This window comes from Winogradskyella sp. 266wxhm, assembly GCF_058964685.1.
On sequence record NZ_CM179559.1, the window covers coordinates 2,729,182 to 2,755,769 of the forward strand.

At 33.5% G+C, this 26,588-nt stretch carries 16 protein-coding genes; 8 read left to right on the forward strand and 8 right to left on the reverse strand.

Features of this window, described 5'->3' with window-relative positions:
* Positions 1–550 precede the first annotated feature (550 nt).
* The 5 genes from AC2H4K_RS12210 to era are packed head-to-tail and all read left to right on the forward strand — an operon-like array spanning position 551 to position 6,327.
* Positions 551–1,804 carry a GNAT family N-acetyltransferase gene (locus tag AC2H4K_RS12210; protein WP_281140276.1) on the forward strand — a complete coding sequence of 418 codons (1,254 nt, stop codon included), beginning with the start codon at positions 551–553 and terminating at the stop codon, positions 1,802–1,804.
* 16 nt (positions 1,805–1,820) lie between these two features.
* Positions 1,821–3,275: an MBOAT family O-acyltransferase gene (locus tag AC2H4K_RS12215; protein WP_281140275.1), complete on the forward strand. Its 1,455-nt coding sequence runs from the start codon at positions 1,821–1,823 to the stop codon at positions 3,273–3,275.
* A 5-nt stretch (positions 3,276–3,280) separates the two neighbouring features.
* On the forward strand, positions 3,281–4,258 hold the full coding sequence (locus AC2H4K_RS12220) for a hypothetical protein (RefSeq protein ID WP_281140274.1): 978 nt from the start codon (positions 3,281–3,283) through the stop codon (positions 4,256–4,258).
* Positions 4,255–5,409 (forward strand): GNAT family N-acetyltransferase, encoded by a 1,155-nt coding sequence (locus AC2H4K_RS12225; RefSeq protein WP_281140273.1) that lies wholly within the window; start codon positions 4,255–4,257, stop codon positions 5,407–5,409. Before AC2H4K_RS12220 ends, AC2H4K_RS12225 begins: the two co-directional genes overlap by 4 nt.
* Positions 5,410–5,445: 36 nt before the next feature.
* On the forward strand, positions 5,446–6,327 hold the full coding sequence (era, locus tag AC2H4K_RS12230) for a GTPase Era (RefSeq protein WP_281140272.1): 882 nt from the start codon (positions 5,446–5,448) through the stop codon (positions 6,325–6,327).
* On the opposite strand, the gene AC2H4K_RS12235 is transcribed toward era, so the two are convergent.
* From AC2H4K_RS12235 to AC2H4K_RS12255, 5 genes are all read right to left on the reverse strand, one after another.
* Entirely contained in the window at positions 6,318–6,818 is a 501-nt protein-coding gene (locus tag AC2H4K_RS12235) for a GTP-binding protein (RefSeq protein WP_281140271.1), read from the reverse strand. The genes era and AC2H4K_RS12235 overlap by 10 nt on opposite strands.
* A gap of 21 nt (positions 6,819–6,839) precedes the next feature.
* Positions 6,840–8,726: an OmpA family protein gene (locus tag AC2H4K_RS12240; RefSeq protein ID WP_281140270.1), complete on the reverse strand. Its 1,887-nt coding sequence runs from the start codon at positions 8,724–8,726 to the stop codon at positions 6,840–6,842.
* 9 nt (positions 8,727–8,735) lie between these two features.
* The gene (locus tag AC2H4K_RS12245; RefSeq protein ID WP_281140269.1) at positions 8,736–9,677 is read right to left on the reverse strand and encodes a PorP/SprF family type IX secretion system membrane protein; all 942 of its coding nucleotides are present in this window, start codon (positions 9,675–9,677) and stop codon (positions 8,736–8,738) included.
* A 14-nt stretch (positions 9,678–9,691) separates the two neighbouring features.
* Complete coding sequence (locus AC2H4K_RS12250; protein ID WP_281140268.1) at positions 9,692–15,367, reverse strand: T9SS type B sorting domain-containing protein; 5,676 nt, start codon at positions 15,365–15,367, stop codon at positions 9,692–9,694.
* A 177-nt stretch (positions 15,368–15,544) separates the two neighbouring features.
* Positions 15,545–17,785, reverse strand: coding sequence for a LysM peptidoglycan-binding domain-containing protein (locus AC2H4K_RS12255; RefSeq protein ID WP_281140267.1), 2,241 nt, complete (start codon positions 17,783–17,785; stop codon positions 15,545–15,547).
* Positions 17,786–18,107: 322 nt separating this feature from the next.
* Here AC2H4K_RS12255 and der point away from each other — a divergent pair, with 322 nt between their 5' ends.
* From der to AC2H4K_RS12270, 3 genes are all read left to right on the forward strand, one after another.
* On the forward strand, positions 18,108–19,412 hold the full coding sequence (der, locus tag AC2H4K_RS12260) for a ribosome biogenesis GTPase Der (RefSeq protein WP_281140266.1): 1,305 nt from the start codon (positions 18,108–18,110) through the stop codon (positions 19,410–19,412).
* 17 nt (positions 19,413–19,429) lie between these two features.
* Positions 19,430–21,868, forward strand: coding sequence for a T9SS type B sorting domain-containing protein (locus AC2H4K_RS12265; protein WP_281140265.1), 2,439 nt, complete (start codon positions 19,430–19,432; stop codon positions 21,866–21,868).
* A 90-nt stretch (positions 21,869–21,958) separates the two neighbouring features.
* Positions 21,959–24,739 (forward strand): outer membrane beta-barrel protein, encoded by a 2,781-nt coding sequence (locus tag AC2H4K_RS12270; protein WP_281140264.1) that lies wholly within the window; start codon positions 21,959–21,961, stop codon positions 24,737–24,739.
* On the opposite strand, the gene AC2H4K_RS12275 is transcribed toward AC2H4K_RS12270, so the two are convergent.
* Genes AC2H4K_RS12275 through AC2H4K_RS12285 form a run of 3 tightly spaced genes read right to left on the reverse strand, consistent with a single transcriptional unit; the run spans position 24,736 to position 26,577 of the window.
* On the reverse strand, positions 24,736–25,245 hold the full coding sequence (locus tag AC2H4K_RS12275) for a TPM domain-containing protein (protein WP_281140263.1): 510 nt from the start codon (positions 25,243–25,245) through the stop codon (positions 24,736–24,738). The two genes, AC2H4K_RS12270 and AC2H4K_RS12275, sit on opposite strands and share 4 nt — an antisense overlap.
* Before the next feature lie 55 nt (positions 25,246–25,300).
* Positions 25,301–26,140, reverse strand: a complete 840-nt coding sequence (locus tag AC2H4K_RS12280) for a TPM domain-containing protein (RefSeq protein ID WP_281140262.1) — start codon at positions 26,138–26,140, stop codon at positions 25,301–25,303.
* On the reverse strand, positions 26,140–26,577 hold the full coding sequence (locus AC2H4K_RS12285) for a TPM domain-containing protein (protein ID WP_281140261.1): 438 nt from the start codon (positions 26,575–26,577) through the stop codon (positions 26,140–26,142). The genes AC2H4K_RS12280 and AC2H4K_RS12285 overlap by 1 nt, the downstream gene beginning before the upstream one ends.
* Between the last annotated feature and the right edge of the window lie 11 nt (positions 26,578–26,588).

Genomic DNA, 26,588 nt, shown 5'->3' on the forward strand with positions numbered 1-26,588 from the left:
TAAGATTTTGTATTAATTTCAATTGGAAATGTATTTCCAATTAAAACTAATCCAGCCCAATACTGATGAGATATTGCTTAAGGGGTGAAAAAAATTAAAGCATTAATTCTAGTATTTAGGCGAGGCGTTTAAGATACAGTTGACCACTATAGTCTAGCATATATAATAGAATACCTAGAAAAATTACTTAATCTGCGTAGTATATACTAATAAAGTAAAACTAAAACAATTTCTAAGTTTCTCAGAATTTAAGTTCAACTGAAAAAATGATTATTTAATCTATTAATGTGTTTTTTTTGAGTTTTTGACTCTAAAATATTTTAATTTTGATATTACGTATTTTTGACGTTAAAGCCCTAAATATTAGAGTGTAGGAAATAGAATTAAAGATGTTTTTGTTAAGTTTTAAAGACAATAATATTTTTAAAATGGTTTCTTTGTGTTCTGGACTTCTTTTTATTTGAATCAAAGGGTTTTGTCGATTTTAGTTAGGTTAAGTAAAAGAAATTAATCTGTTTAAGCATTATTTAATAACATCAAAAGCTATAAAGTGATTTTTGAAAACCCCTTTTTATCACAAAGTTTCAAATCAATTTGGTTAAAGCATTTTAACAGTAATAATGATTCAATTAAGTCTTTTGATTGTATATCTAATGTCGAGTTTCTAAAACATAATAACTGGCCTATTCATGTAAATGTTGGTGAAACGCTTACTAAGGGTATGGACTATGCATTAGCTTTAAATAACAAGTCTTGTCTCAATGGTGAAACTTTATTGATATATGACGTACCAACATATTTTAATGTTAATAGTTCAAATTTAGGTCCTAATATAGGATTGCTAAAATCTAAACAATATCCAGGTTTTTTAATTGAAACAGGAAATTATAGTAGTCTCGATGACTATATGCAACATAATTTTAGTAAAAGTAGTAGGAATAAAAACAGAAAATATAAAAGACGTTTAGAAACTGCTTTTAACATAAAATACAAAATGTGGTGTGGTGAAATCACTAAGTCAGAACATGATTCAATCTTCAAACATTTTAAAAGGCTTTTAATTAAACGTTTTGACGATAAACAAATAACAAATGATGTTCTAGGCTCAGAAAAATGGGCTTTTTATCATGATGTATCATATTCATTGATTTTAGAGAAAAAAGCATCACTTTTCGTTATTTATGATAACGACCAACCAATAGGTGTTACGCTTTGCTTTTTTTCTGAAGATATTTTATTTGATGCTGTTACGGTTTTTGATATAGACTACTTTAAGTTTCACCTAGGAGCAGTTACTATTATGAAATTAATAGAATGGTGTATAGATAATGGTATAAAAACTTTTGATTTTTCAAAAGGTTATTACGAATACAAAACAAGATGGTGTACAAAAACCTATGATTTTGAATACCATATTTTTTATGACACTTCTTCTTTAAAATCTAAATTTATAGCAAAGTGGGTTAAACATTTTTATGATGTTAAGCAAAAGCTAAGAGACAAAAAACTCAATGACCGACTACACAAAGTTACATACAGAATAAAGCATAAAGAACAAAAGGAGGAAAGTGAGAAAGCTAAGTATAGTTTTATTGATTGTGAAGATGTAAAAGCGTTAGGTAAATTTATAGCTATTGATTATGAGAAAAGTGAAAATCAAGCTCTAAGATTAATGCTTTTTGAGTATTTGTATTTGTATGAAGAAAATTATAATGACCTCAAGATCTTTAAATATCAAGATCAAAATAAAAAGTACTTAATTACAGGAAGTAAAACATCTGTGATAGCGTCAATAAACGACTAATTAAATTTTTTAAAAAGTGTTATTTAATTCCCTTCAGTTTTTAATATTCCTTCCTATAGTCTACATGCTATATTGGTTTGTATTTAAGAAGAATCTTAAGTTTCAAAACTTGTTAGTGATAGTGGCAAGCTATGTGTTTTATGGTTGGTGGGACTGGCGTTTTTTGTTTCTTATAGCATTTAGTACTTTTTTAGATTTTTATGTAGGACAAAAAATATATAAATATCTTAATGACAAAAAGAAAGCTAAATATTGGTTATGGTTAAGTGTTGCCTGCAATGTAGGTTTACTAGGTTTTTTTAAATATTATAACTTTTTTGTAGATTCATTTATAGATATGTTTAGTGCTTTTGGTTATGAGATAAAGAGTACTTGGACATTACGAATAATACTTCCAGTAGGTATTTCTTTTTATACGTTTCAGACCATGTCTTATTCGTTTGATATTTATTATAAAAAATTAAAGCCTACCGACAACTTTATATCTTTTGCAGCCTTTGTAGCTTTCTTTCCTCAATTGGTTGCAGGTCCTATAGAGCGAGCTTCTAATTTATTAAATCAAATTAATAATAAGCGTGTATTTAAGTATGAACAAGCAGTTTCTGGTTTAAAGCTTATTTTGTGGGGTTTTTTCAAAAAGCTAGTAATTGCAGATTCTCTAGCACCAATTGTTGATGATATTTTTGCTAATTATTCCAACTATCCTGCTTCAACATTAATTTTAGGTGTGTGTTTGTTTAGCTTTCAAGTTTATGGAGATTTTAGTGGTTATACAGATATTGCTATAGGTACAGCGAAGCTATTTGGGATAGAGTTAATGTCTAACTTTAAATTTCCAAACTTTTCTAGAAATATTGCAGAATATTGGCAACGATGGCACATATCGTTATCCACTTGGTTTAGGCACTATCTCTACATTCCCATGGGAGGTTCTAGAGTGAGTAAGCTAAAATCTGTTCGAAATATAGTAGTAATATTTCTCGTTAGTGGTCTATGGCATGGAGCTAATTGGACGTTTGTCATTTGGGGAGCTATTCACGCTTTATTATATATACCTGTTTTTTTAATGGGAAGAAATAGACTCTATGCAGATAATGTTATTGCACAAAATACTTGGCTACCCAATCCTAAAGAAATTATACAGGTTATTATAACATTTCTATTGGTAACCTTTTCTAGAATATTTTTTAGATCACCATCCATAAGTGATGCGTTTGATTACATTAATCAGATAATTAATAATTTTACTTATGAAAGCTATGTGCATCCTATGGGTTATAGAATGTTAGATTTCTATATTCTGATAGCAATGTTTACAGTTTACGAGTATCTCATTAGAAAAGATGAACGTAATCCTTTCAAGTTTAAGTATCCATTGGTAAGATTGCTTATTTACGCATTAGTAATTTTAAGTATGCTCTTGTTTTATGATGATGGAGTTAATAGATCATTCATTTATTTTCAATTTTAAATCGGATGAAAAAGTTTATAATAAAATCAGGAATTTATATTGTACTAATACTTCTAATTATAGAGATAATAGTACGAGTGTTTCATTTGTATACTGAAGATCCACCTCGTTTTATCGATGAGTATGGAGTAGAAAAACGTGTTCCTGGTAATACAGGCTATACCGTTTTTGGAAATAGAAACCAAAGTTATTCAAGGTTTAGTATCAATGAATCTGGCTTTAACTCTCACCGAGAATTTAATCCAACTAATGACAAATGTGAAATAGCTATAATAGGAGATTCTTTTATTGAAGGTTTTCATCAAGATTTTGATGATTCTACAGGTAAAAAACTTGAAGATAAATTAGGTAATTGTGAAGTCTATGAGTATGGTTACTCAGGTTATGATTTAGCAAATCAGATGCACTTGATACATGCTTATAAAGAGCAATTTGATTTAATTGATGAAGTGGTCATCTATCTTAACTATGATAGTGATTTGGATAGAGGCGTTTATGAACCAAATTATGATAGAATTAAAATGTTGAAATCCACTCCTTTTAAAATAAGGGATAACATTAAGATTTTAGCTTATGGTTCTAAAATAGGAATTTTGGAACCTCTAAAGCGTTTAGTTAGTGGTAAAGCTTTTGAAGAACCAGAAAATGGTTACCAGACTAATGAAATAGAGACTACGGATGATGAAAAAGAAAAAGCTTTAGATCTTCAAAAATTATCTAATTTTAAAAGCCTAGTTAAGCTTTATGGATTTAATAAGTCTAAAACATCGTTTTTGTTAGATTCTAGAAAAACCAGTAAACGGTTTTTAGAGTATTGCAGAAACAATGGTATCAATTATATTGATTTTGCAGATAATTTCAAAAAATCAAAAAAGGCTACAACTTTGATATATGATTGGCATTGGAATAATCACGGCAGAGATATTATAGCATCTACAATTGCGGACTACATGAAAGCTAAAAAGGAAAAGGTTTCAAAATGAAGACAAAAACTATAAATTTTGTTACTCAGCTTTTTGCTAAAAGAGATATTCCATATATCTATTCTAATATTTACAACAAAGTAAGTGGTGAATATATCTATGAAAATAATATTGAAATTGAACCACTTGAAGATGTATTTATTGTAGAAGATTTACCTCATTATCTGAAGATAGAGGAGGTTGAAAAACCTAAAAATTTTCATTCATATAAATTTAAACAATATCCTGGGTTTAGAATTGATTTCAAAGATGTAAAGAGTTTGTCAGGTTATTTAAGTGAGCGTTTTGGCAAATCCAGTAGATATAAATTACGAAGAGAACAACGTAAGTTAGAGCATTGTTTTGACATAAGTTATAAAATGTATTATGGTGAAATGCCGAAGGATGAATATGACTTTGTTTTTGATGAATTCTATAAATTACTTGAAGTAAGGTCAATAGAAAAAGGTATTACAGGCAATGCAAACCTTAAATATAAGGATGATTATTATAAGTGTGTTCATGACATGATTCTTAATAAGGATGCTTCCTTTTTTGTGATTTATAATGGTAAAAATCCAATAGATATTTGCCTTAATTTTCATGTGAAAAACACTATTTTTCAGTATATCAGAACTTATGATATTGCCTATTCTAAGTTCAATACAGGTTATACAGATTTAATGAAGCAAATCGAATGGTGTATTGCCAACAATGTAGATAGTATTAGTTTTTCCAAAGGGCCTTACTATTGGAAACAGCGATGGTGTAATACTGTTTATGATTATGACTATGAAGTGTTTTACAATACAAAATCTTTCAAGGCTATATTTTGCGCTACAAAGTTTAAGTTGATAAAAAATCTTAAGCAAATTACTCGTGAGTTAGGTGTTATTGAAAAATATCATGCTTGGAAAGAAGAAAAACGAAAAGCAAGCTTACCAGAACCAACTTATAAAACAGAAATTTTAGAGTCTCAAGAACTTGATTTTTCAACAATAGAACTTATAGATTTCACAAAAGAAGAGTTTAGTGATTTAAGAAGGCTCACCTATGAGTTTTTGTATGCTTCAGATGAAAAAGAAAAGGATATCAAAGTATATAAAGACAAAGTAAATAAGGACACTTTTTTTGTTTTAGGAAGTAGTAACCAAGCAAAGATTACTTTATAAATTATTGCACTACCTTTGTAAATAAATTTAAACTAAATGCACAAAGCAGGTTTTGTAAATATTATAGGTAATCCTAATGTTGGTAAATCTACCTTGATGAATGCCTTTATAGGTGAAAAACTATCAATCATCACTTCAAAAGCACAAACTACAAGGCATAGGATTTTAGGTATTGTTAATGGAGATGATTTTCAGGTTATTTTAAGTGATACACCAGGAATAATAAAACCAGCTTATGAATTGCAAGAATCCATGATGGATTTTGTAAAGTCTGCTTTTGAAGATGCAGATGTACTAATTTATATGGTAGAAATTGGTGAAAAAGAACTAAAAGACGAAGCCTTTTTTAAGAAAATAACCAATTCTAAAATTCCAGTTCTTTTACTATTAAATAAGATAGATAATTCTAATCAAGAGCAATTAGAAGAACAAGCAGAATTATGGCAACAAAAAGTACCTAATGCTGAGTTTTATCCTATTTCTGCATTAAATGGCTTTAATGTTCAAAATGTGTTTGATAGAATTATAGAGCTTTTACCAGAGTCACCACCGTTTTATCCTAAAGATCAACTCACTGATAAACCTGAACGTTTTTTTGTTAATGAAGCCATCAGAGAAAAAATTCTAATGCATTATAAGAAAGAAATTCCCTATGCTGTAGAAGTAGATACGGAAGAGTTTTTTGAAGAAGAGAATATCATTAGAATGCGTTCAGTAATTATGGTCGAAAGAGATACTCAAAAAGGTATTATTATAGGTCACAAAGGTTCTGCATTAAAACGAGTAGGAGTAGAAGCTCGTAAAGACTTAGAGAAATTCTTTGGGAAACAAGTACATTTAGAGCTTTACGTAAAAGTGAATAAAAATTGGAGAAGTAACCAAAACCAACTGAAGCGTTTTGGCTATAATCAACGATAGGCTCTAAGCGTTTCTTTCATAAAACCATGTAATTCGTACATTTCTGGCTTTCCTTTAGATCGTCCGATTCTTCCGGCAAAATAAAGCACAAACCAAAAGGCTACCATTAGTAGCATTAAAAAAAGCTGAATGGCAAAACTTTCTTTAAGTGAAATGTTAGTATATAGCCATATTCCGAATGCTATAAAAAGTCCGGCAACAACAAAATGTAAAAACATAAACATAGTCCACACTGTCGGGTTAGGTCCAAAAAGCCCATGAACCGTTGAGGAGTGTTCGCCGTTTTCATTAATTTCTAAATGTAGTTGAGGCGACCAAAAATGCTGCTTGTGTTTTGGAAATTTTAGAAATACATGGTCGTCAACACGAGTAACAATGAATTCAGTTTGATTGTTTTTCTCAACTTCAAAACCAGCTAGGAGTTGTTCGTTAGGAGCATTGACTTCAAACTTAAAACGCGGTCTTAAAACTACTTCATTAGATAAAGCCATAGTGTAGCATGTTAGAAGTTTTTATTTTAAGATAAGAAACTCACAACGTCTGTTTATAGAGAATTCAATCTCAGTACAGTTATCACCACAAGGTACAAGTGGTTGGCTTTCACCATAACCTTTAGAGGTTAGTCGAGCTCTATTAATACCATTTTCTACAAGATACTCTAAAGTTGCTCTAGCTCTCTTTTCAGATAAGTCCATGTTGAACTCATATCCTGCTCTAGAATCAGTATGGGCACCAAGTTGAATTTCCATACGTGGGTATTTTTTCAACAAAGCAACAAGTACATCTAGTGTTTTGGCAGCTTGTGGTTTTATATCCCATTTAGCAAAATCGAAATATATATTTTCAAGTTGAATGAAGGTATTTCCTTTGTCATCATCCGTGACAATTTCTTCTGCATCTTTATAAGATTCAATTTCAAGCTCTATATTAAACTCTATATTACCACTGTCGTTAGTATTGAAAAATTGAATTTCAGGAATATATTTAGGTTGAAAGCCTTCAATAGAATAACTTCTGTTAGGTCTTGTTTCTAGCTTGTATTTAGCATCGTCTCCAACGACCATTTCAGCAACCACATTGCCATCTTCATCAAATAGTGTCACTGTAGTATTTGGTAGTAAGTTGCCGGTAACTTTGTCTGTTACAAGACCCTCAATATAATATGTTCTATTTGTTGGTATGCGGTTAAAAGAGTAGATGTTGTCATTACCATCTCTATTAGAGGACATAAATCCTTTGTTTATGGAGTCTGTAACAACAAAAGCAAAATCGTCATACGAGCTATTAATGGTTTCACCTAAATTGAGTGCATCTAAAAATTCACCGTCTTTTTTTGAACTAGCATATAAGTCTAAACCTCCAAAACCAAACCTCCCATTTGAAGCAAAATATAGTGTACTGTCTTTAACTATAAAAGGAAATTGTTCTCTACGGTCAGTATTAACAGACGCTCCAAGATTAACAGGCTCTCCAAAAGAACCGTCTTCGGTAATATCTACATAGTATATATCAAACGAACCAATAGAACTAGGCATATCACTAGAAAAGTAAAGTTTACTCTCGTCACTGTTTAATGCTGGATGCATGGTGGAGTAAAATTCACTGGCAAAAGATACTGGTTTTGCCTCAGCCCATTCATTGTTGATTAATTCTGATTTGAATATGCTTACTACAGCTACTTTATTAGAATCAATTTCTACACGTTTATCTAGATTTCTAGAGAAGTAAACCGTTTTACCATCCTTGGTGAAAACCGCATTACTTTCGTGCTGTTTTTTTGTGTTTATTGATGATGGTAAGGCTTTAATACTATCGAGTTTGGTTGAATCTTTTTCAGAGAATTGAGATTCGTAAATATCTAGATATGGCTTTTTATTCCATTTGTAATCTGGGTTATCCGCATTGTGTGTAGACGCAAAAATAATTTTATCACCATATATGGTTGCACCAAAATTAGAACCACTTATATCGCTGGTGATATTGTAAAGTTGGTAGTCAAAAGGAACAACCTTTCTTAATTTTTCTAATTGTGCTTTAGTATCCAATGAATCTTTTAAATACTTTGTAGAGATTTCATCTGCTAGGTCATACTTTTTTGTACCTCTTAAAACATCAAAGAATTTAAAATAGAATGTTTTTGAAATTTTTTTATCAAGACTGTAGTCATTGTAGACTTTTTGATAGGCTTTGTAAGCTTTATCAAATTGAGAGTTGTAATAATAACAATCTCCTAATTTTTCATAAACTTCGGCTGATTTTGGGAGTTGTGAGTAAATTTCAGCAGCCTTAACATAAGCTCTATTATTATATAGATTGTCTGCTTTACGGAGTGATTGGGAGAAGCTAAAAAAACCGCTTGCTAAAACTATTAATAAGATATGTAGTCTAAAATTTCTCATATAATTTTACTAGAAAAATCTTGGGGATTTATCATATCCTTTTCCTAATCTATTGATGTTAAATAATAACATTATTTCGTGTGAACCATTATTGAATCTTCCTAAATTAGAAATAGTATGATCATATGCATAACCAATTTTAATTGAAGGAGAAACTGTAAGATTCACTAGCCCACTGAAAGAATCGGTAAAACGATAAGCGGCACCAAATTCAACTTTATTTTTTATAAGAACATTTGTTGTTAAATCGAAAGATATGGGAGCTCCACTAACTTGCTTAGCCATAAAGGCAGGTTTTAGTTTATAATTTTCACCCAAATTAAAAACATAGCCACCTGTAAAAAAGAGATGGATTTTTTCAGCACCTTGAGTAACGACTCCGCTATTCTGATCCATATGCTTAGACTCTAATAAATTTGGAGCTGAAAAACCCACATAGTAGTTGTCTGTAAAATAAAATAAACCGGCACCTACATTAGGAAACGTTCTGCTGATATTTTCTGCAAACGCAGGATCAAATGAAGGGTCTGAATATACAAAACCATCAAAATTTGTATTAAAGAAAGTTGCGCCAGCTTTAATTCCAAACGAAAGTTTTGAAGTTTCACTTACAGGTAATACATAGGCAATGTCAACAAAAGCATTTGTTTGTTTTACCACACCATCACCAACTTCATCATGAATTATGGATATACCACCTTCTAAGCGGTCGGTAATAGTTGAGTGTGCAAATAAGCTTGCTGTATTTGGTCCTCCTACAGCACCAACCCATTGAGAACGGTAGAGGAGTCCCAAATTAATATTATCTTCATCATCAATAGCGTATGCAGGATTTATGACACTCATATTATACATATATTGTGTATAATGTGGGTCTTGCTGAGCATAGGAAATTGTTCCTATTGCTAGAAGTAATCCAAAAACATAGTATTTCGCTACTCTTTTAATCATTTAAATTTGTGTCATTATCTATTAAGATAAACTCTTCCTTGTACAGCTTCCTTTTCACCATCATTAAATTCTAAAATATAAAAATAAACTCCTGCAGGTAATGGTTTGCTGTTATTTTTTGAGGTTCCGTCCCATTTAGGTGTATTTATATTGCCTTCATAAATTAAATTACCATATCTATTAAAAATGGTCAGTTTAAAGTTAGGGTAAAGATCCTCTATGTATAAGATGTCAAACACATCATTAACATTGTCATTATTAGGCGAAAAACCATCAGGAATAAGTAGGTCTCCAATACAAGAAATCAAACTCACAGTAACCGCTAATCTTGTTTGGCTTTCACAACCTTCAATTGTTAGTATAGACGCATAATATGTTTCACCATCAACTAACAATGTTGAAGAGTCATAAATGTTTCCATTTACAGGTGCATTATACCATACTATAATTTCATCATCTATAATATTAGTAGATAAGTTTGCTATAGTAGGATTTTCATCTAGACAAAATTCATATCCTCCACTTATGATTTGAGGTGTTGGTGGATCAATAATTAGAAATTTAAGACTTTCTATATTCTGAGTGTCTGCGCTACAATTTTGCCCAGCAATGAACAATTGAAGTATCGCAAGATCATTAGGACCTGCATTAGGTATTAAATTTGAAGGGACAATAAATGAACCTTCTCCATTTGTAATAGTTATGGTTACCGAGTTTATAGCTGAGTTACTATCTGTGATTTCATAAACTATAGTATAATCTCCATCAGCTAATTGGGTAGCTCCAACAATATTAACTTCTAGAGATTCACCTAAACAGATTCTATCCAGTGAACTCATCCTAAGTCCTGAAGCGTCTGGTATATCATTAATGTTTACTGTTACCGTAGCACTTGCTGTTAAATTACATTGAGAAGATGTTACATTATACGTATAATTACCAGGTGTATCAATGGTAGGATCGAAAACACCTGTGCCACTTGCTAGAGCAGGAGACCAAGTTCCTCCAGTTTCGGCCAAAGGACCTAAGCTATCAAATAAATCAACAGGATTTGTGTCATCTATACATATATCAACAATGGCATCTACACCAGCATTTGGAGCAGGTAATACCGTTACGGCTATTTGTGCTGAAGCAGGAGGGCAGGTTGAGCTTGGATTAAAAACTGTATAAGTATAAACACCTGAAGTATCAAGACTAGGATCAAAAATACCTGTACCACTTGTAAGGGTTGGTGACCAAGTGCCTCCTGTTTGTGGTGTGCCACCTAAACTGTTAAATAAATCTACAGGCATGTCGTTGCTACATAATTCTAAAGTACTGTTATTACCAGCATCATTAGGATCAGAAAATCCAACAGTAACAGTTGCAGAACTGTCTCCACAAGATGAAGTTACAGTATACGTATAAATGCCAGCTAAATCTATTGTAGGATCAAAAACTCCCGTACCACTCGCCAAAGTAGGTGACCATGTACCTCCTGTGTGAGGCGTTCCTAAAAGTATGTCAAATAAGTCTATGGTAGAAACATCTCCTGTACAGAAAAATATAGCACTATCATTACCTGCATCAGCTGTTTGCCCAATAGTAACTGTTACGGTTGCAGAATCATCAGGACAAAGCGATGATGAACCACTAGAAACTGTGTAAGTATAAGTTCCAGCAGTATCTATAGAAGGGTCAAAAATACCTGTGCCACTACTCAAAGTTGGCGACCAAGTTCCTCCAACTTGTGGTGTGCCTCCAAGAACGGTGAATAAATCTACAGAAGTATCATCTTCACATAAGTTTATAGAAGCATCATCTCCAGCATCATTCAAATTAGAAAGCGAAACAGTTACCGTAGCTGAGCTAGTACCACAACTATTGCTTACAGCATAAGTGTATGTACCTTCAGGATCAGTATTTGGATCGAAAACACCAGTACCACTTGCTAAAGCAGGTGACCAAGTTCCTCCAGATTGAGGTGAGCCAGTTAAACTATTAAATAAGTCAACGGTGTTTGTAGCGTTACATAAGTTGAGTGTAGCATCGCCTCCTGCATCAGGTAAAGATATAATGTTTACAGTTACAGTAGCAGAATCATCTGGACATAATGAAGTGCTGCTTGAAATGGTATAAGTATATGTACCTGCAGTATCAAGGTTTGGGTCAAAAACTCCAGTTCCACTAGCTAAAGCGGGAGACCAGGTTCCTCCGACTTGAGGTGTTCCTCCTAAACTATCGAATAAGTTTACAGGTAAATCATTAGCACATAATTCAACAGTACCATTCTCACCAGCATCATTTACGTTTGTATTAGACACTGTTACACTTGCTGAACTTGATCCACAAGAATTTGTAACTGTGTAGGTATATATTCCTTCTGAATCATTATTAGGATCAAAAACTCCTGTTCCGCTAATTAAAGCTGGTGACCAAGTACCATCAGTTTCAGGAGTTCCTGTGAGACTATTAAAAAGATCTACCGGATCTGTAGCTCCACAAAGGTTCAGTGTTCCGTCACCTCCTGCATTAGGCTCAGTTAAGATAGTTACAGTTATAGTTGCTGAATCATCAGGACAAAGCGTTGCAATATTTGATACTGTATAGGTGTAAACACCATCACTATCTATACTAGGATCAAAAAGGCCTGTGCCACTGTTTAGCGTCGGCGACCAAGAACCACCAACCTGAGGAGTACCTCCTAAAACGCTAAATAGGTCTATTGTAGGATCATTTTCGCAAATATCTAATGTTGCATTTTCACCTGCATCATTTTCATCAGTTAAAGAAACCGTAACATTTGCCGAACTTGTACCACAAGAATTGGTGACTGTATAAGTATAGATGCCTTCAGGATCAACATTAGGATCAAAAATACCAGTTCCACTTGCTAATACAGGAGACCAAGTTCCTCCAGAATCAGGAGTGCCAGCTAAGCTATTGAATAAATCTACAATATTAGAGCTGTTACAAAGATTTAAAGTACCATCATTTCCGGCATTTGGTTCTAATAATACAGAAACAATCACTGTTGCAGAATCATCAGGACAAAGAGAAGCACTATTAGAAACTGTGTAAGTGTATGTACCAGCACTATCTATACTAGGATCAAAAATTCCAGTTCCACTAGCTAAAGCTGGAGACCAAGTTCCTTCAGTATCAGGAGTATCGTTCAAGCTGTTAAATAAATCTATTGGAGGATCGTTTTCACATAGTTCGGCTACTCCATTACTTCCTGCATTATTAGCATCATTTACAGTTACTGTAACTGAGGCAGAAACATCACCGCATACAGCAGAGGTTAAGGTGTAGGTATAAGTACCTTCTGGATCAATATTAGGATCAAAAACACCAGTTCCACTTGCTAGAGCAGGAGACCATGTTCCGCCTACATCAGGCGTACCACCAAGGTTGTTGAATAAGTCTATTGTATTATCAAGGCTACACAAATTCACGGTGCTATTATTTCCAGCATTTGGAGGAGTTTCAATTGTGACGATAACAATTGCAGAATCATCATCACAGGTTCCACCAGGTGAAGTTGTGTATGTGTAAGTTCCAGCAGAATCAACATTAGGATTAAAAACACCAGTTCCACTTGTTAGAGCAGGCGACCAAGTTCCTCCAGAGTCAGGAGTACCACCAAGACTATTGAATAAATCTACAGGCGCATCTGTTGTACATAAAGTTATAGCTCCATTTTCACCAGCCTCCATAAAAGGTGTTACGTTTATGGTAACTGTTGCTGTTGCATCAGGACAAGGTGAAGTTCCTGTGATGGTATAAGTGTAAACACCATCAGGATCGATATTAGGATCAAAAATACCAGTTCCACTTGCTAGAGCAGGCGACCAAGTTCCGCCAGAGTCTGGAGTGCCACCAAGACTATTGAACAAATCTACAAGACCATTATCATCACAGATGTTCAATGTACCATCTAGACCAGCATTTGGTTCTTGAATAATTAAAACTTCAACTGTTGATGAAGCATCAGGACAAGGACTTGTTCCAGCTATTGAATAGGTGTAAATTCCAGGAGAATCAATTGTTGGATCAAAAACACCAGTTCCACTTGCTAATGCAGGCGACCAAGTTCCACCTGTATCTGGTGCCCCTCCTAAAGAAGAAAACAAATCGACAGAAGAATTGTCATTGCTACACAATTCTAAGATGTTATCAATACCAGTATCAGGTAAATTATTTACTGTAACTGTAACTGTTGCTGATGAATCTGGACAAGAACCACTTCCTGTAAAAGAATAGGTGTAAGTTCCAGCTGAGTCAACTAGTGGGTCAAAAATTCCTGTGCCACTTGCTAAAGTAGGAGACCAAGTTCCGCCAATATCAGGTGTGCCGTTGAGACTGTTAAATAAGTCAATTGTTCCATCGCTGTCACAGATTATGATACTTCCATCTTCACCTGCATCATTAAAAGGAGTTACTGTAACATTTACTGTAGCTGTAGCATCTGTACATGGTGGAGTAGCGCTTACAGTGTATGTGTATAATCCAGGCGCGTCAACACTAGGATCAAAAATACCAGTTCCACTTGCTAGAGCAGGAGACCAAGTTCCACCTACTTCAGGGTTACCACCTAAATTTTCAAATAAATCAATTGAGGTATCAGTACTACACAATTCTACAGAACTGTCAGTTCCAGCGGTAGGTTGTTCGTAAGTAGTTATGGTAATTGTTGAAGATTCGTTAGGACAAGTATTATTAGATAATACGGTATATGTATAAACTCCATCTGGATCTACGTTGGGATCAAAAACACCAGTTCCACTTGCAAGGGCAGGAGACCAAGTTCCGCCAGAATCAGGTGAACCACCAAGTAAAGTGAATAAATCTACAGGAGTGTTAGTGTCAGCATCGCATAAGTCTAGTATCCCGTCAATTCCAGGATCTGGTCCAGTTTCTAAAAGTACTAAAACTCCTAATCTACCGATACTTTCACAAGGAGGATCTAAAGTAGTGGCGTAATAAGTCTGGCCATTTACTAAAGGAGTAGTAGTTGGTAACGGTAAAGCAGAAAACAGTGAAATATACCAATTGTTAGTTCCGCTAGCGACTAAGTCTCCAACGGTTGGTATATTGCCTGAAGATGAACAGAAATATTGAATAGGGTCACCAGTTGGTATAGGTGTAAAACCTACGTTTACTAAAACCGTAAGTCTAGATGTTCTACAACCAGTATCAGGATTTAGTTGATCTGCATAATATAAAGTATTGTCAGTAAGTACAGTTGTGTCTGGTAGAGGTAATCCGCCAGAAGGAGTTAAGTACCATTGTACATCATTACCTACAGCAACTAAGTCGGCAACAGTTGCTAAAGTCGGATCGTCAAGACATACTCCTTGGAAGTTTTGCCCTGTTGGAGGACCATATATAACTACATCAACCCGTTGTCTAGCACCACAACTACCAGTGTTATCATCGGCATAATAATCTTCACCACTAACTAAGCTTTGAGAGTTTAATAAAGGAGTTGTAGATGTTGCAGTCTCGTACCAAACAATCCCACCACCATTATCAATAGCTTCTAAGTCTCCAACCAAAATAGATTCTACATCACAGAATGATTGCAAACTATTAACCACTGTTGGGCATTGTGCCGTTGAGGTTGATAGTCCGTAGGTTAGATATAAGGTTAGTATAAATACTAGCTTAAAATAACTTTTAAAACTTTGCGGTTTGGCTTTCATTAAAAATTTAAAATCAAATACTTTCTCTTGAAATCGATGCCATGGATTAAGAACAGCAAGTTCAATGTTATTCTATCTTGCTAAAAGCTTGATTAGAGGGCAAACAAATATATACATTTAGCGTTTACATAGCAAAATATTTATTGTTCTGTTTTGTAAGGTTTTTCTCTTGAACTTTTACTTGTCTTTTTCAAGTTCAATCATACCATTATTAGAGTCGTATTGCATTAAAAATAGACTGCTGTTAGAGTATAAGGTGTCACTAGTTTTCTTGTAGTCAAATTTCACATGTGAATGCTCTGATTTGATCTCGTTTATTGTGTTTTCGAAATCTTGATTCTGAGAAAGTCTGAGTAGAACATCTAAGGTAATATTGTAACCTAAAATAGCGTATCTAGAAGGTTTAATCTCGAAAAGGACTTCATATTTAGTTTCAAAGTCAGACGTTAATTTTGTGTTTTTTTGATCTATTGCTGTAGGAAAAACTAGTTTTAAAACTCTATATCTCATGTCAGAAACTTCGTTTTCTTCAGGAATTAAAGAAGAGTCTATAAGGGCAAGTTGGATGTTGTACTCTGATAGTTTGCTCATTAAAGAAGTTGTAGAGTTTAAGAATAGAATGGTTTTTTTACTATCTAGAATTACAAAGTTCAATTTATTCTTGTCTAGCGCTTCTTGTAAATCTTGCTCTTTGAAAAAGCCAGCATTATCTACTTTTAGAAATTTTGCTTCTGGAATTTTATTTAATATCAGTGTTTTATTTGTAGGTTCATCTAATTCGCTAACCACTATAACATTCGCATTTTTATTAGCAATGTAGTTTAGTGTTTCTGTTTTTTGAAAATTCTCTGAAGGTATGGATTTATATATCTTATTGTCGGTAGATGGAAGGTTAGATTCAATATCAATTATAGCTATACTTTCATTTGAAGTAATTTTAGGGAGCGTGGCTCCTTGTTTTAAAAAAGGAACGAGTAATGCGTTTTTTGGATATGAGCTTTCAATTTCAAGTTGAGAATTTATATTACTTTCTTTTATTACCGTAATATCAAAATTTATGCTAAGTGACAATGCGGAATCAATTGCTATTTGAGCACCTTGGAAAAAATCTAAATATTTATAGTTATCAGCATTTTTATTGAGCATTTTTTCTCTAAGCTCAGGAGAACTTAATTCTTTGCCAGAAAATGGAGTGTAAAAATATAATCCGCTTGTGCCTGAAGTATCTAAATTGGTATAAAGCGCTTCATTTCTTTTTTTAAGCTCAGTTTCAGTAGTTGTGTTTGTCTCTGTCTCTGTGTCAGTATTATTGTCTGTCGTTTCAACAATTTCAGGATTGCTATCTACGGTTTCTTCAGTTGGGTTTATTGGCATTTTTATAATGTCTCCAGCAATAACTCCATCTAATAATTTAGGATTTAGCTCTGTGAATTCCTCAATAGACATTCCAGCTTTTTTAGATAGACCATAAAGCGTTTCCTGTGGTTCTATAACATAATTTTTATAGGCTTTAGTTTCGGTTGTAGAGGTGGTGTCTGTTTCTGTTACTGTCTCTTCAACTGGAGTTGTTTCTTCATTTTCTATAGGTGTAGTTTCTTCAAGAGTATTGTTTTCCTCTGCAACCTCTACCTCCTGTTCCTCTTCCTGTTCTGTGTCAACCGTAACTAAAGAATCATCAGACTTACTAATATCTAAGACATGACCAGCCATTAACATTTTTACAATGTGTGGGTTTTTTTCTTCTAGCTCAGCTATGCTCATATTAAAGCGTTTAGCTAATGAGAACTTAGTATCTCCTCGCTTTACAAGATATTCTCCTTCTGGAGTTGCTATCTCATTTTTATCAGGAATTCTTAAAATTTGACCTATTTGTAAATATTCAGACAAGTTATCTGCATTAGCATTAATTAACTGATCTAAACTCACTCCATACCTTTTGGAAATTCCCCAAAGCGTTTCGCCTTTAATCACCAAATGTTCACCTTCATTAACCGTTTGCTTAACTTGAAGTGTTTTGTCAATATTAATAATGTGTCCGGCTTGAAGCATGCTAATGATGTGAGGATTTTGCTGTTCGAGCTGCGCAATGCTTACACCAAATCTTCTAGATAAACCAGATTTTGTTTCGCCTCGCTTTACTTTATAATTCTGAATTTTGGTGTCAGTTATAACTGCTGAAGAAGATGAAGAAGTGTTGGAATTGCTCGAATTAGGAACACGTAAAGTGCTTCCGGCATAAATGACATCTTCGGATCCAGGATTTAATTCAAATATGGCTTCCATGGTAACACCATATTTCTTGGAGATAGAATAAACACTTTCTCCTTTTTCAATGGGATGCTCAATAACATTATCTTGAGCAGTTATAAGATTTGAGCTTAAAATTAATAATATAATAAGCGTAAAAAAATTCCCCATTCTTTTTTGTTTATAGCTCCTGATATCAGTTTTTTTAATTTCAATTATATGTACTAACAATGCAACCAAACAAGAGGAGGGGCAACATTCTTGTGGAAGCATAATTAGGGAATAAGTGTTGCAAAGTCAGTGACTTTTTACAAGGAATAAAATTACTAAAAATATGGTGTAAGGTGTTATAATCTTTAGTTATTATCAACAGGATATTAACAATTTGTTTTTGGTGTAATTTCAAAAAAATAAGGGGAAAGTTTCTAAAAACGAATTATGAATAAAGCTAGATAAGGTCAATGTACTATCTTTGTAGCCTTAAATTATCAGAATGAGTAATATAGTCGCTATTGTAGGACGTCCTAATGTTGGAAAATCTACTTTTTTTAATCGTTTAATAAAACGACGTGAGGCCATTGTAGATGCGGTAAGTGGTGTTACTAGAGATCGTCATTACGGCAAAACAGATTGGAATGGAAAAGAGTTTTCATTAATAGATACTGGTGGATATGTTATAGGGAGTGATGACGTTTTTGAAGCTGAAATAGATAAGCAAGTAGAGTTGGCAATTCATGAGGCAGATGCTATAATTTTTATGGTAGATGTAGAATCTGGTATTACGGGAATGGATGAAGATGTAGCTAATTTACTGCGTAAGGTAGAAAAGCCTGTTTTTTTAGTGGTAAATAAAGTTGATAATAATAAAAGAGCTGAAGATGCCGTAGAATTCTATGCACTTGGTTTAGGTGAATATTTTACTATAGCAAGTATTAATGGTAGTGGTACAGGTGATTTATTAGATGCTGTTGTTGAAGCTTTGCCAGAAAAAGAAGAGGTTGCTGAAGAAGATTTACCACGTTTTGCTGTAGTAGGAAGACCTAATGCAGGTAAGTCGTCGTTTATAAACGCTTTAATAGGTGAAGATCGTTACATCGTAACCGATATAGCGGGTACAACAAGAGATTCAATAGATACAAAATATAATCGTTTTGGCTTTGAATTTAATTTAGTTGATACGGCTGGAATCCGAAGAAAATCTAAAGTTAAAGAAGATTTAGAGTTTTACTCTGTGATGCGAAGTGTAAGAGCTATTGAGCATTGTGATGTGTGTTTACTTGTGCTAGATGCTACACGAGGCTTTGATGGTCAGGTTCAAAATATATTTTGGTTAGCAGAGCGTAATAGAAAAGGTATTGTAATACTTGTAAACAAGTGGGATTTGGTTGATAAGGATACCAATACTACAAAGAATTTTGAAAAGCATATCAGAGAACAAACAGCACCTTTTAAAGATGTTCCTATTATTTTCATTTCTGTTTTAAATAAACAAAGAATTTATAAGGCTATTGAAACAGCTGTTGAGGTTTATCAAAATCGTTCAAAACGAATTAAAACAAGTGTGTTAAACGAGACTCTATTACCAATAATAGAAAATCAACCACCACCAGCATACAAAGGGAAGTATGTAAAGATAAAGTACATAATGCAATTGCCTACGCCACAACCTCAATTTGCTTTTTTCTGTAATTTACCTCAGTATATCAAGGATCCTTACAAGCGCTTTTTAGAAAACCAACTTAGGGAGCATTTCGACTTCAATGGAGTACCTGTAAGTGTGTACATGCGTAAAAAGTAGTATATTTAAAACTTGCTATGAAAATATTGAAGAGCACTTTTTTAGTATTCGCTTTCCTGCTGAGTTTTTGCGATCTTTTTTCACAAGATTCACCACCAGAAATACAGGTTGATGGAAATCAAATATATTGTCCAGGTATTCAAGTACCTATAGTTACATCGGTTTCAATTTCTGATCCAGATCCAACGGATACAACTTTAGATGAAATATTTATTCAAATATCTGAAGGGTACGCTTCAGGACAAGATCTTCTTTCTTTAACAGGAAGTAATCCAAATGTGTCATCAACTTGGAACGTTTCTGCAGGACTACTCACATTAATTGGTCCTGCAACTTTTGCTGAATTTGAAGCTGCTATTGAAAATGTAGTATTTGAAACTACTGATACAGATTATGCTCAAGACCGACAGTTTTCAATTAATCTAGGTAATGCAAATTATCTTCCAAGTACAGGACATTATTATTTTTATGTAGCAGATGTAGGTATTACATGGACCGAAGCTAGAGATGCTGCGGCAGCCCAAGACTATTTTGGTTTACAAGGTTATTTGGCTACGATTACAACAGAAGAAGAATCCCAATTAGCAGGAGAACAAACTTCTGGTACGGGATGGATTGGTGCTAGTGATGCAGAAACAGAAGGAACTTGGAAATGGGTAACTGGCCCAGAAGCCGGAACTACATTTTGGCAAGGCACTTCAACAGGAGCTCCTGTAGATGGTGAATATTCTTCTTGGAATACAGGTGAGCCTAATAATGCAGGAGATGAGGATTATGCTCATATTACAGCACCAAATGTGGGAATTTTAGGTTCTTGGAATGATTTGGCTGTAACTGGAGATCTTAATCCTAGTAGTGATTACCACCCTCAAGGTTATATTGTTGAGTTTGGTGGTCTGCCTAATGAACCAGTTATAAATCTTTCAGCATACAGTACAATGGTGATGCCTAGGATATCTTCTCAAGAAATTACTGCTTGTGGTTCTGTAGAAGAGACATTGGTAGTAAGTTCTTCAACTGGTGATGCGCAATGGTTTGAAACGTCAACTTCAATAGATGTTATTAATACAGGATTGACTTACGATGTTACTTTAACAGAAACAACAACATTTTGGGTTTTGCCTGTAGTACCAGGTTGTGCAAATAACTCAACTAGATATCCAATTATGGTTACTGTTAATCCATTACCAGAAGTTTCTAACATTACTATAAATCAATGCGAAGATGAAGTGATGGATGGTATTTCATTCTTTAATCTTAATGAATATAATGATGTTATTGTTTCAGGTAGTTTAAACAATATTGTTGTTGACTATTTTAAAGATGAAGAAATGTTTATACCAATTGATGATGAAAATTATGTTAATGAGAATAATTATCAAACAATATATGCTTTAGTAACCAACACTGAAACTAATTGTTCTGCTACAGCAGAAGTAACTTTAGTCGTTAATACAAACTCTGGAAATAGTGTTAACTTATCTTTTTGTGATAGTTTAGAAGAGACAGGAATCATAAATTTTGATTTGTCTTCTGTAGATGAGCAAATTTTAGAAAATGAAACTGGTGGCATAGAAGTTCTGGGGTATTATGAAACTTATAATCAAGCATTGCTTCAGCAAAATCCCTTAGGAAGTACTTACACAAATACAACACCTTATCATCAAACTATATTTGCAAGATTAGAACAGGATGGTAGTTGCTATAGTATTTTAGAAGTCAATCTAACTGTTGAGGAATTGCCAAGTCTTATGGACGATGAAACAGTTTACTATTGTACTAATACTTTTCCAGAAACTATTTCACTTTACGGAGGTATTGTAGATGATGTACCAAACAATTTCTATTATGAATGGTCAACGGGAGAAACAACTATTAACATAGAAGTTAATGAGCCGGGAACGTATTCTGTAGTGGTAACAAAACCTTTTGGCTGCTCTAATGAAAGAACTATTACCGTTTTGCCTTCTAGTACAGCTACATTTGAAATGATAGAGGTTACTGATATTTCGGAAAATAATACTATTACTGTATTGGTATCTGGCGAAGGTGATTATACCTATAGTTTAGATGACGAATTTGGTGTTTATCAAACATCAAACGTTTTTGAAAATGTAAATTCTGGTATACATACTGTATTTGTAAAAGATATTAAAAGTGATTGCGGCATAGTCTCAGAATTGGTTTCCGTTTTGGGTTTTCCAAAATTCTTTACACCTAATGGTGATGATGAAAATGACACTTGGGAAATTTCAGGATTTTCTGCTGAGTTTCCAGTAACTGCTTCTGTCCAGATATTTGATCGTTATGGAACATTGCTCACTGTGCTCAATGGAAATAACACAGCTTGGGATGGATATTTTAATGGAGAATTAATGCCTTCATCTGATTATTGGTTTATAGCCAAATTGCTAGATGGGAGGACTTTTAAGGGGCACTTTTCTCTAAAAAGATAAAGTTTTATAATTCTTTTAAGAAATTTCATACGATTTCTTAGTTAATTGCGTTAATCAATTAACTATCAATCTAATCATCAATCAATCTTCATGAAAAAACTCTTATCAGTTTTTGCACTATTATTTGCTTTACATTCATTTTCACAGGAAAAAACATTCAAAATTACAGGAACACTTATCGCTGAAGATTCAAACCAACCTATAGAATCTGCAACAGTTTATTTAGAACGTGTTAAAGATAGTAGTGTTATATCGTATTCGATTTCAGATAAATACGGAAAATTTGAATTAGAATCTTCAACTTACGATCAAAGTCTCAATTTCTACGTGTCTTATGTAGGCTATAAAACTTATTTCAAAAAAATAAATATTGACAAGGAGAACATTCAGCTCAATACTATTTCAATGCAATTAGATAGTCAACTCGATGAAGTTGTTATCAGATCTACTGCACCAATTACCATAAAAAAGGATACCTTAGAGTTTAATGTAAAATCTTTCAAAACAAAGAAAGATGCTAATGTTGAGGATTTACTCAAACAATTGCCAGGAGTAGAAGTAGATCCAGAAGGAAATATCACCGTAAATGGTAAGCCTGTAAATCAAATTTTGGTAAACGGAAAGCCATTTTTTGGAGATGATCCAACGATTACTACTAAAAATTTAACCAAGGATATTATTGAGAAAATTCAGGTGGTTGATACCAAGACTAAATCTGAAGCTTTTTCAGGTGAAGCAGGAGATCAAGAAAATAAAACCATCAACCTTACTATTAAAGAAGAAAATAACAAGGGAATTTTTGGTCGTGTTTCTGCAGGTGCTGGTACCGATGATCGGTATGAATATGCTGGAATGATTAACTTTTTTGATAATGATAGGCGTATTAGTGCTCTTGCAGGTGGTAACAATATAAATTCACCAGGTTTTAGTTTTGGTGAGATTTCTAAAATGTTCGGAAACATTAATAGTGTTAGATTTGAAAGTAACGGTTCTTTTACATTCAACGGTCGTTCTTTTGGTGGTGGTCAAGGTATAACGACTTCAAGAAGTAATGGTTTAAATTATGCTGATGTTATTGGTGAAACTGTAGATATTTCGGCTGATTATTTTAATTCTTCTAGTAATTCTGAAAATGAAACTTCAACACAGCGAGAAACTATATTATCTGATTCAAGATATTTTACCAATTCTAATTCTAGATCAGATAGTGATACAGATAGTCATTCTGCTAATTTAGAGTTTGAAATAGAAACCGATTCTACATTCCAATTAAATATAGAACCGTCTTTTAGTTATTCTAAATCAAGGACATTGTATAGTAGTTTTGACGAAACTTTTGACGAGGATCGTGAGCTTACTAACCAATCAAATGTAAACTCTAACGTAGAGAGTTTTGCAAGACAATTTTCTACAGATATATCTGCAACAAAGCGTTTTGGGAATAAAGGTGGGTTTATAAGAGCAGAATTTGAAACCAGCATTAATAAAAGAGAAAGTGATGATTTTTTAAACTCTATTGCTGAAATATTTGGAACCGAAGCTGAAACTATTGTCAGAGATCAGTTTACCGATGGTGAAAATGATAGTTATGGAGTTTCTGCTGAATTCACTTATAGATTGCCAATTATAGCCAAGAAATTTTTCTTGAATTTTGAGTACGAATTTTCAAGAGATAAAGATAAAAACAGGCAAAGTACGTTTGATTTTAATGATACTACACAAGACTTTACGGATTTCAATACGGAATTAAGTACAGATTTTGAATATACCGATTCTAGAAGTATTCCAACTTTTGGACTAACTTATAGAGGTGAAAAGTTTTTCACAAGGTTCAATTTAGGTTATAACATAAGAACTTTGGAGAATCAAGATTTACTCCGACCTCAATTTAACGTCGAACGAGATTTTAAAAATTTAGAACTGAACTATAGAGCTAACTACAGGTTTAGTCCTAAGTCATCAATCTATGGTAGCTACAGATTAGGTAATAATCCACCTGCATTAAGACAATTACAGGCTTTTACAGATGTGTCTAATCCATTGAGTATCGTCATTGGTAATCCTAATTTGGCACCATCTAATCGACATAGTTTTTATGCTGGTTATAACGGGTTTGATTGGCAAAAGCGTACAGGTTTTTATGGTAATATCAATGCAAGCTTTACTAACAATCAAGTGGTTTCAAGGACTGTTGTAGATCCAGAAACTTTAGTTAGAACTACTACTTACGAAAATGTAGACGGCAATTACAATTATGGAGTTTCGGGAACCTATAATAAAGATGTGAAATTAGACACTTTAAGAACTTTAAAGTTTAATATTAGAGCACGATACAATTACTCAAAAAACATTAATTATAATAATGATGTACAATATGCCAGTGAAGTTGGAACTTTTTCTCCAAGATTTGGGGTAGATTTTTTATGGGATAAGGTTATGGAGTTAAGACCATATTATGAACTAAATCTCTCAAACAACGCATATGATATTGAAGCTTTTGATGATCGTAATTTTACCAGTCATAATGCTGGTTTGAGAACAGCTACTTTTTTACCTGAAAAGTTTGAGTGGAGAAATGATATTGCCTTCAACTACAACCCGAATGTAGCGGATGGATTTCAGAAAAGTGCTTGGTTTTGGAACTCTACACTGTCTTATAGCTTCTTAAAAGACAAAGCGCTTATAACTTTAAAAGCTTATGATTTACTAAATCAGAATACTAACGCCAGACGTGTAGCAACTCAAGATTATATTCAAGATAGCCAAAGTACAGTGCTTAGACAGTATTTTATGTTGGGCTTTAGTTATAAGTTCAATAGCCTAGGTTCTAAAGGCAAGACAGGTGATGATGATTTTTTCTTTATTGATTAATCCCAAAGAATGGAAATTGAATCGATAGCTCTAGATACTCCTTTGTAATACTTTTTTTGAACAAAATTTGGAATCATGATACTATCAATTATTACCTTGCATTCATAATCAGAAATAGTTTTTTCTGTACCTAAGCCTGTTGAAATAGCTACTTGTCTATCAAATTTTGATATTGTAATCAATAATCCGTTGTCTTTTTCTTTTTTGCCTATTCCCCAATTCTTAGCAACATTAGTTCCAAAGAATTTGATATCCATATTTTTTGGAATTGAATCTACTGTTAAAATAGCAATTTCATTAGTTGTTTCTTTCTCATAAGTTATGATTTTTTGAATGAGAGAATCACTTTCTAAAGGTGAAAATAAATTTGAAGAGTCGAATACAACAGCCTCATTATAGTTTTTAGGAATATAGTCTGATGTATTTTTAGATTTTTTTGTTTCATATTTACATCCAGTCAGTAAAGCAATCGTAAATAGAATTGAAAAGTATATACGAATATTCATAATTAATTTATAAGCTTTTTCTAAATAGAGTAAAGTAGTAGTAATTTTTTAAATATTACCAACCACCAGAGGCGCCTCCACCACCGAAACTTCCTCCGCCGAAGCCGCCACCAAAGCCACCTCCTCCAAAGCTTCCACCTCCAGAACTTCCTCCCCAGCCACCAAAGCCACCAGAAGATGAGCCTCTAGAATAACTTCCGCGTCCCATGTTGCTAAGTATAATGGCTTCAAGAAGGCTTCTGCTGTCATCTGAACGATTTCCACCATTACCACCTTTTCCACCACCTCGTTTTTTGGTAAGTGCGATTATAAATATGATAAAAAAGAATAAGAGTACTATAACAACACCAACAGGGAAACCATTTGAGGAACCACCTTGTCTGGTACCTTGATATTCGCCTTGCATAACTTCAAATATGGCATCGGTTGCTCTGTTCAGTCCGCCGTAATAATCGTTACGTTTAAAATATGGGATAATATCATTATTAATGATGCGCTTGCTCATAGCATCAGTAAGCAAATGCTCAACACCTTTACCAGTGTTGATTCCTATTTTACGATCGTCTCTAGCTAATAAAATAAAAATGCCATTGTCTTTATCTGCTTGTCCAATTCCCCATGCTTCGGCCCATTGCGCGCCTAAATAATTGATGTATTCTCCTTTGGTAGAACTTATGGTTGCAATTACAATTTGTGTTGAGGTTGTATCAGAGTAACGAATTAACTTTTGTTCAAGATTATTTTTTTGAGTTGGTGTTAGCAATCCTATTTCATCATAAACACTAGTTTGCTCTTTTGGTACAGGAGGAATGTTATACTGAGCAAACCCAACCAAGGAACATAAAAGACAAACGGCTATTATAGATTTAAATAAAATGTATTTTAAATACTTCATTAGCCTTTTGAAATTGTATTGTCTAACTCGTTAGTGTCATTATGATGCCAAGGGAAATGCGTAGAAAGCACACGCCCTGCTTCAGTAATACCATCTACTAAGCCTTGTTTGAATTTACCTAATTTGAATTGAGAAGCAATTTTATCTCGTGTAGAATTCCAGAACTCAGAGCCAACAATGTTGTTAATGCCTTCATCACCAAAAATCACAAAGGCTTTGTCATCAACAGCGACGTAGATCAGTACACCATTACGTTCTTTGGTGTTATCCATTTTTAATAAATGAAACACATCTAACGTGCGTTCGTATACATCTTTATCGGTTGTTCTTTCGATATGCACACGAATTTCACCCGAAGTTTTATTTTCAGCAATTCTTATAGCTTCTACGATTTCCTCTTCTTCTTTTTTAGTGAGAAAATCTTCAATATTAGACATGGTGAGTTTTT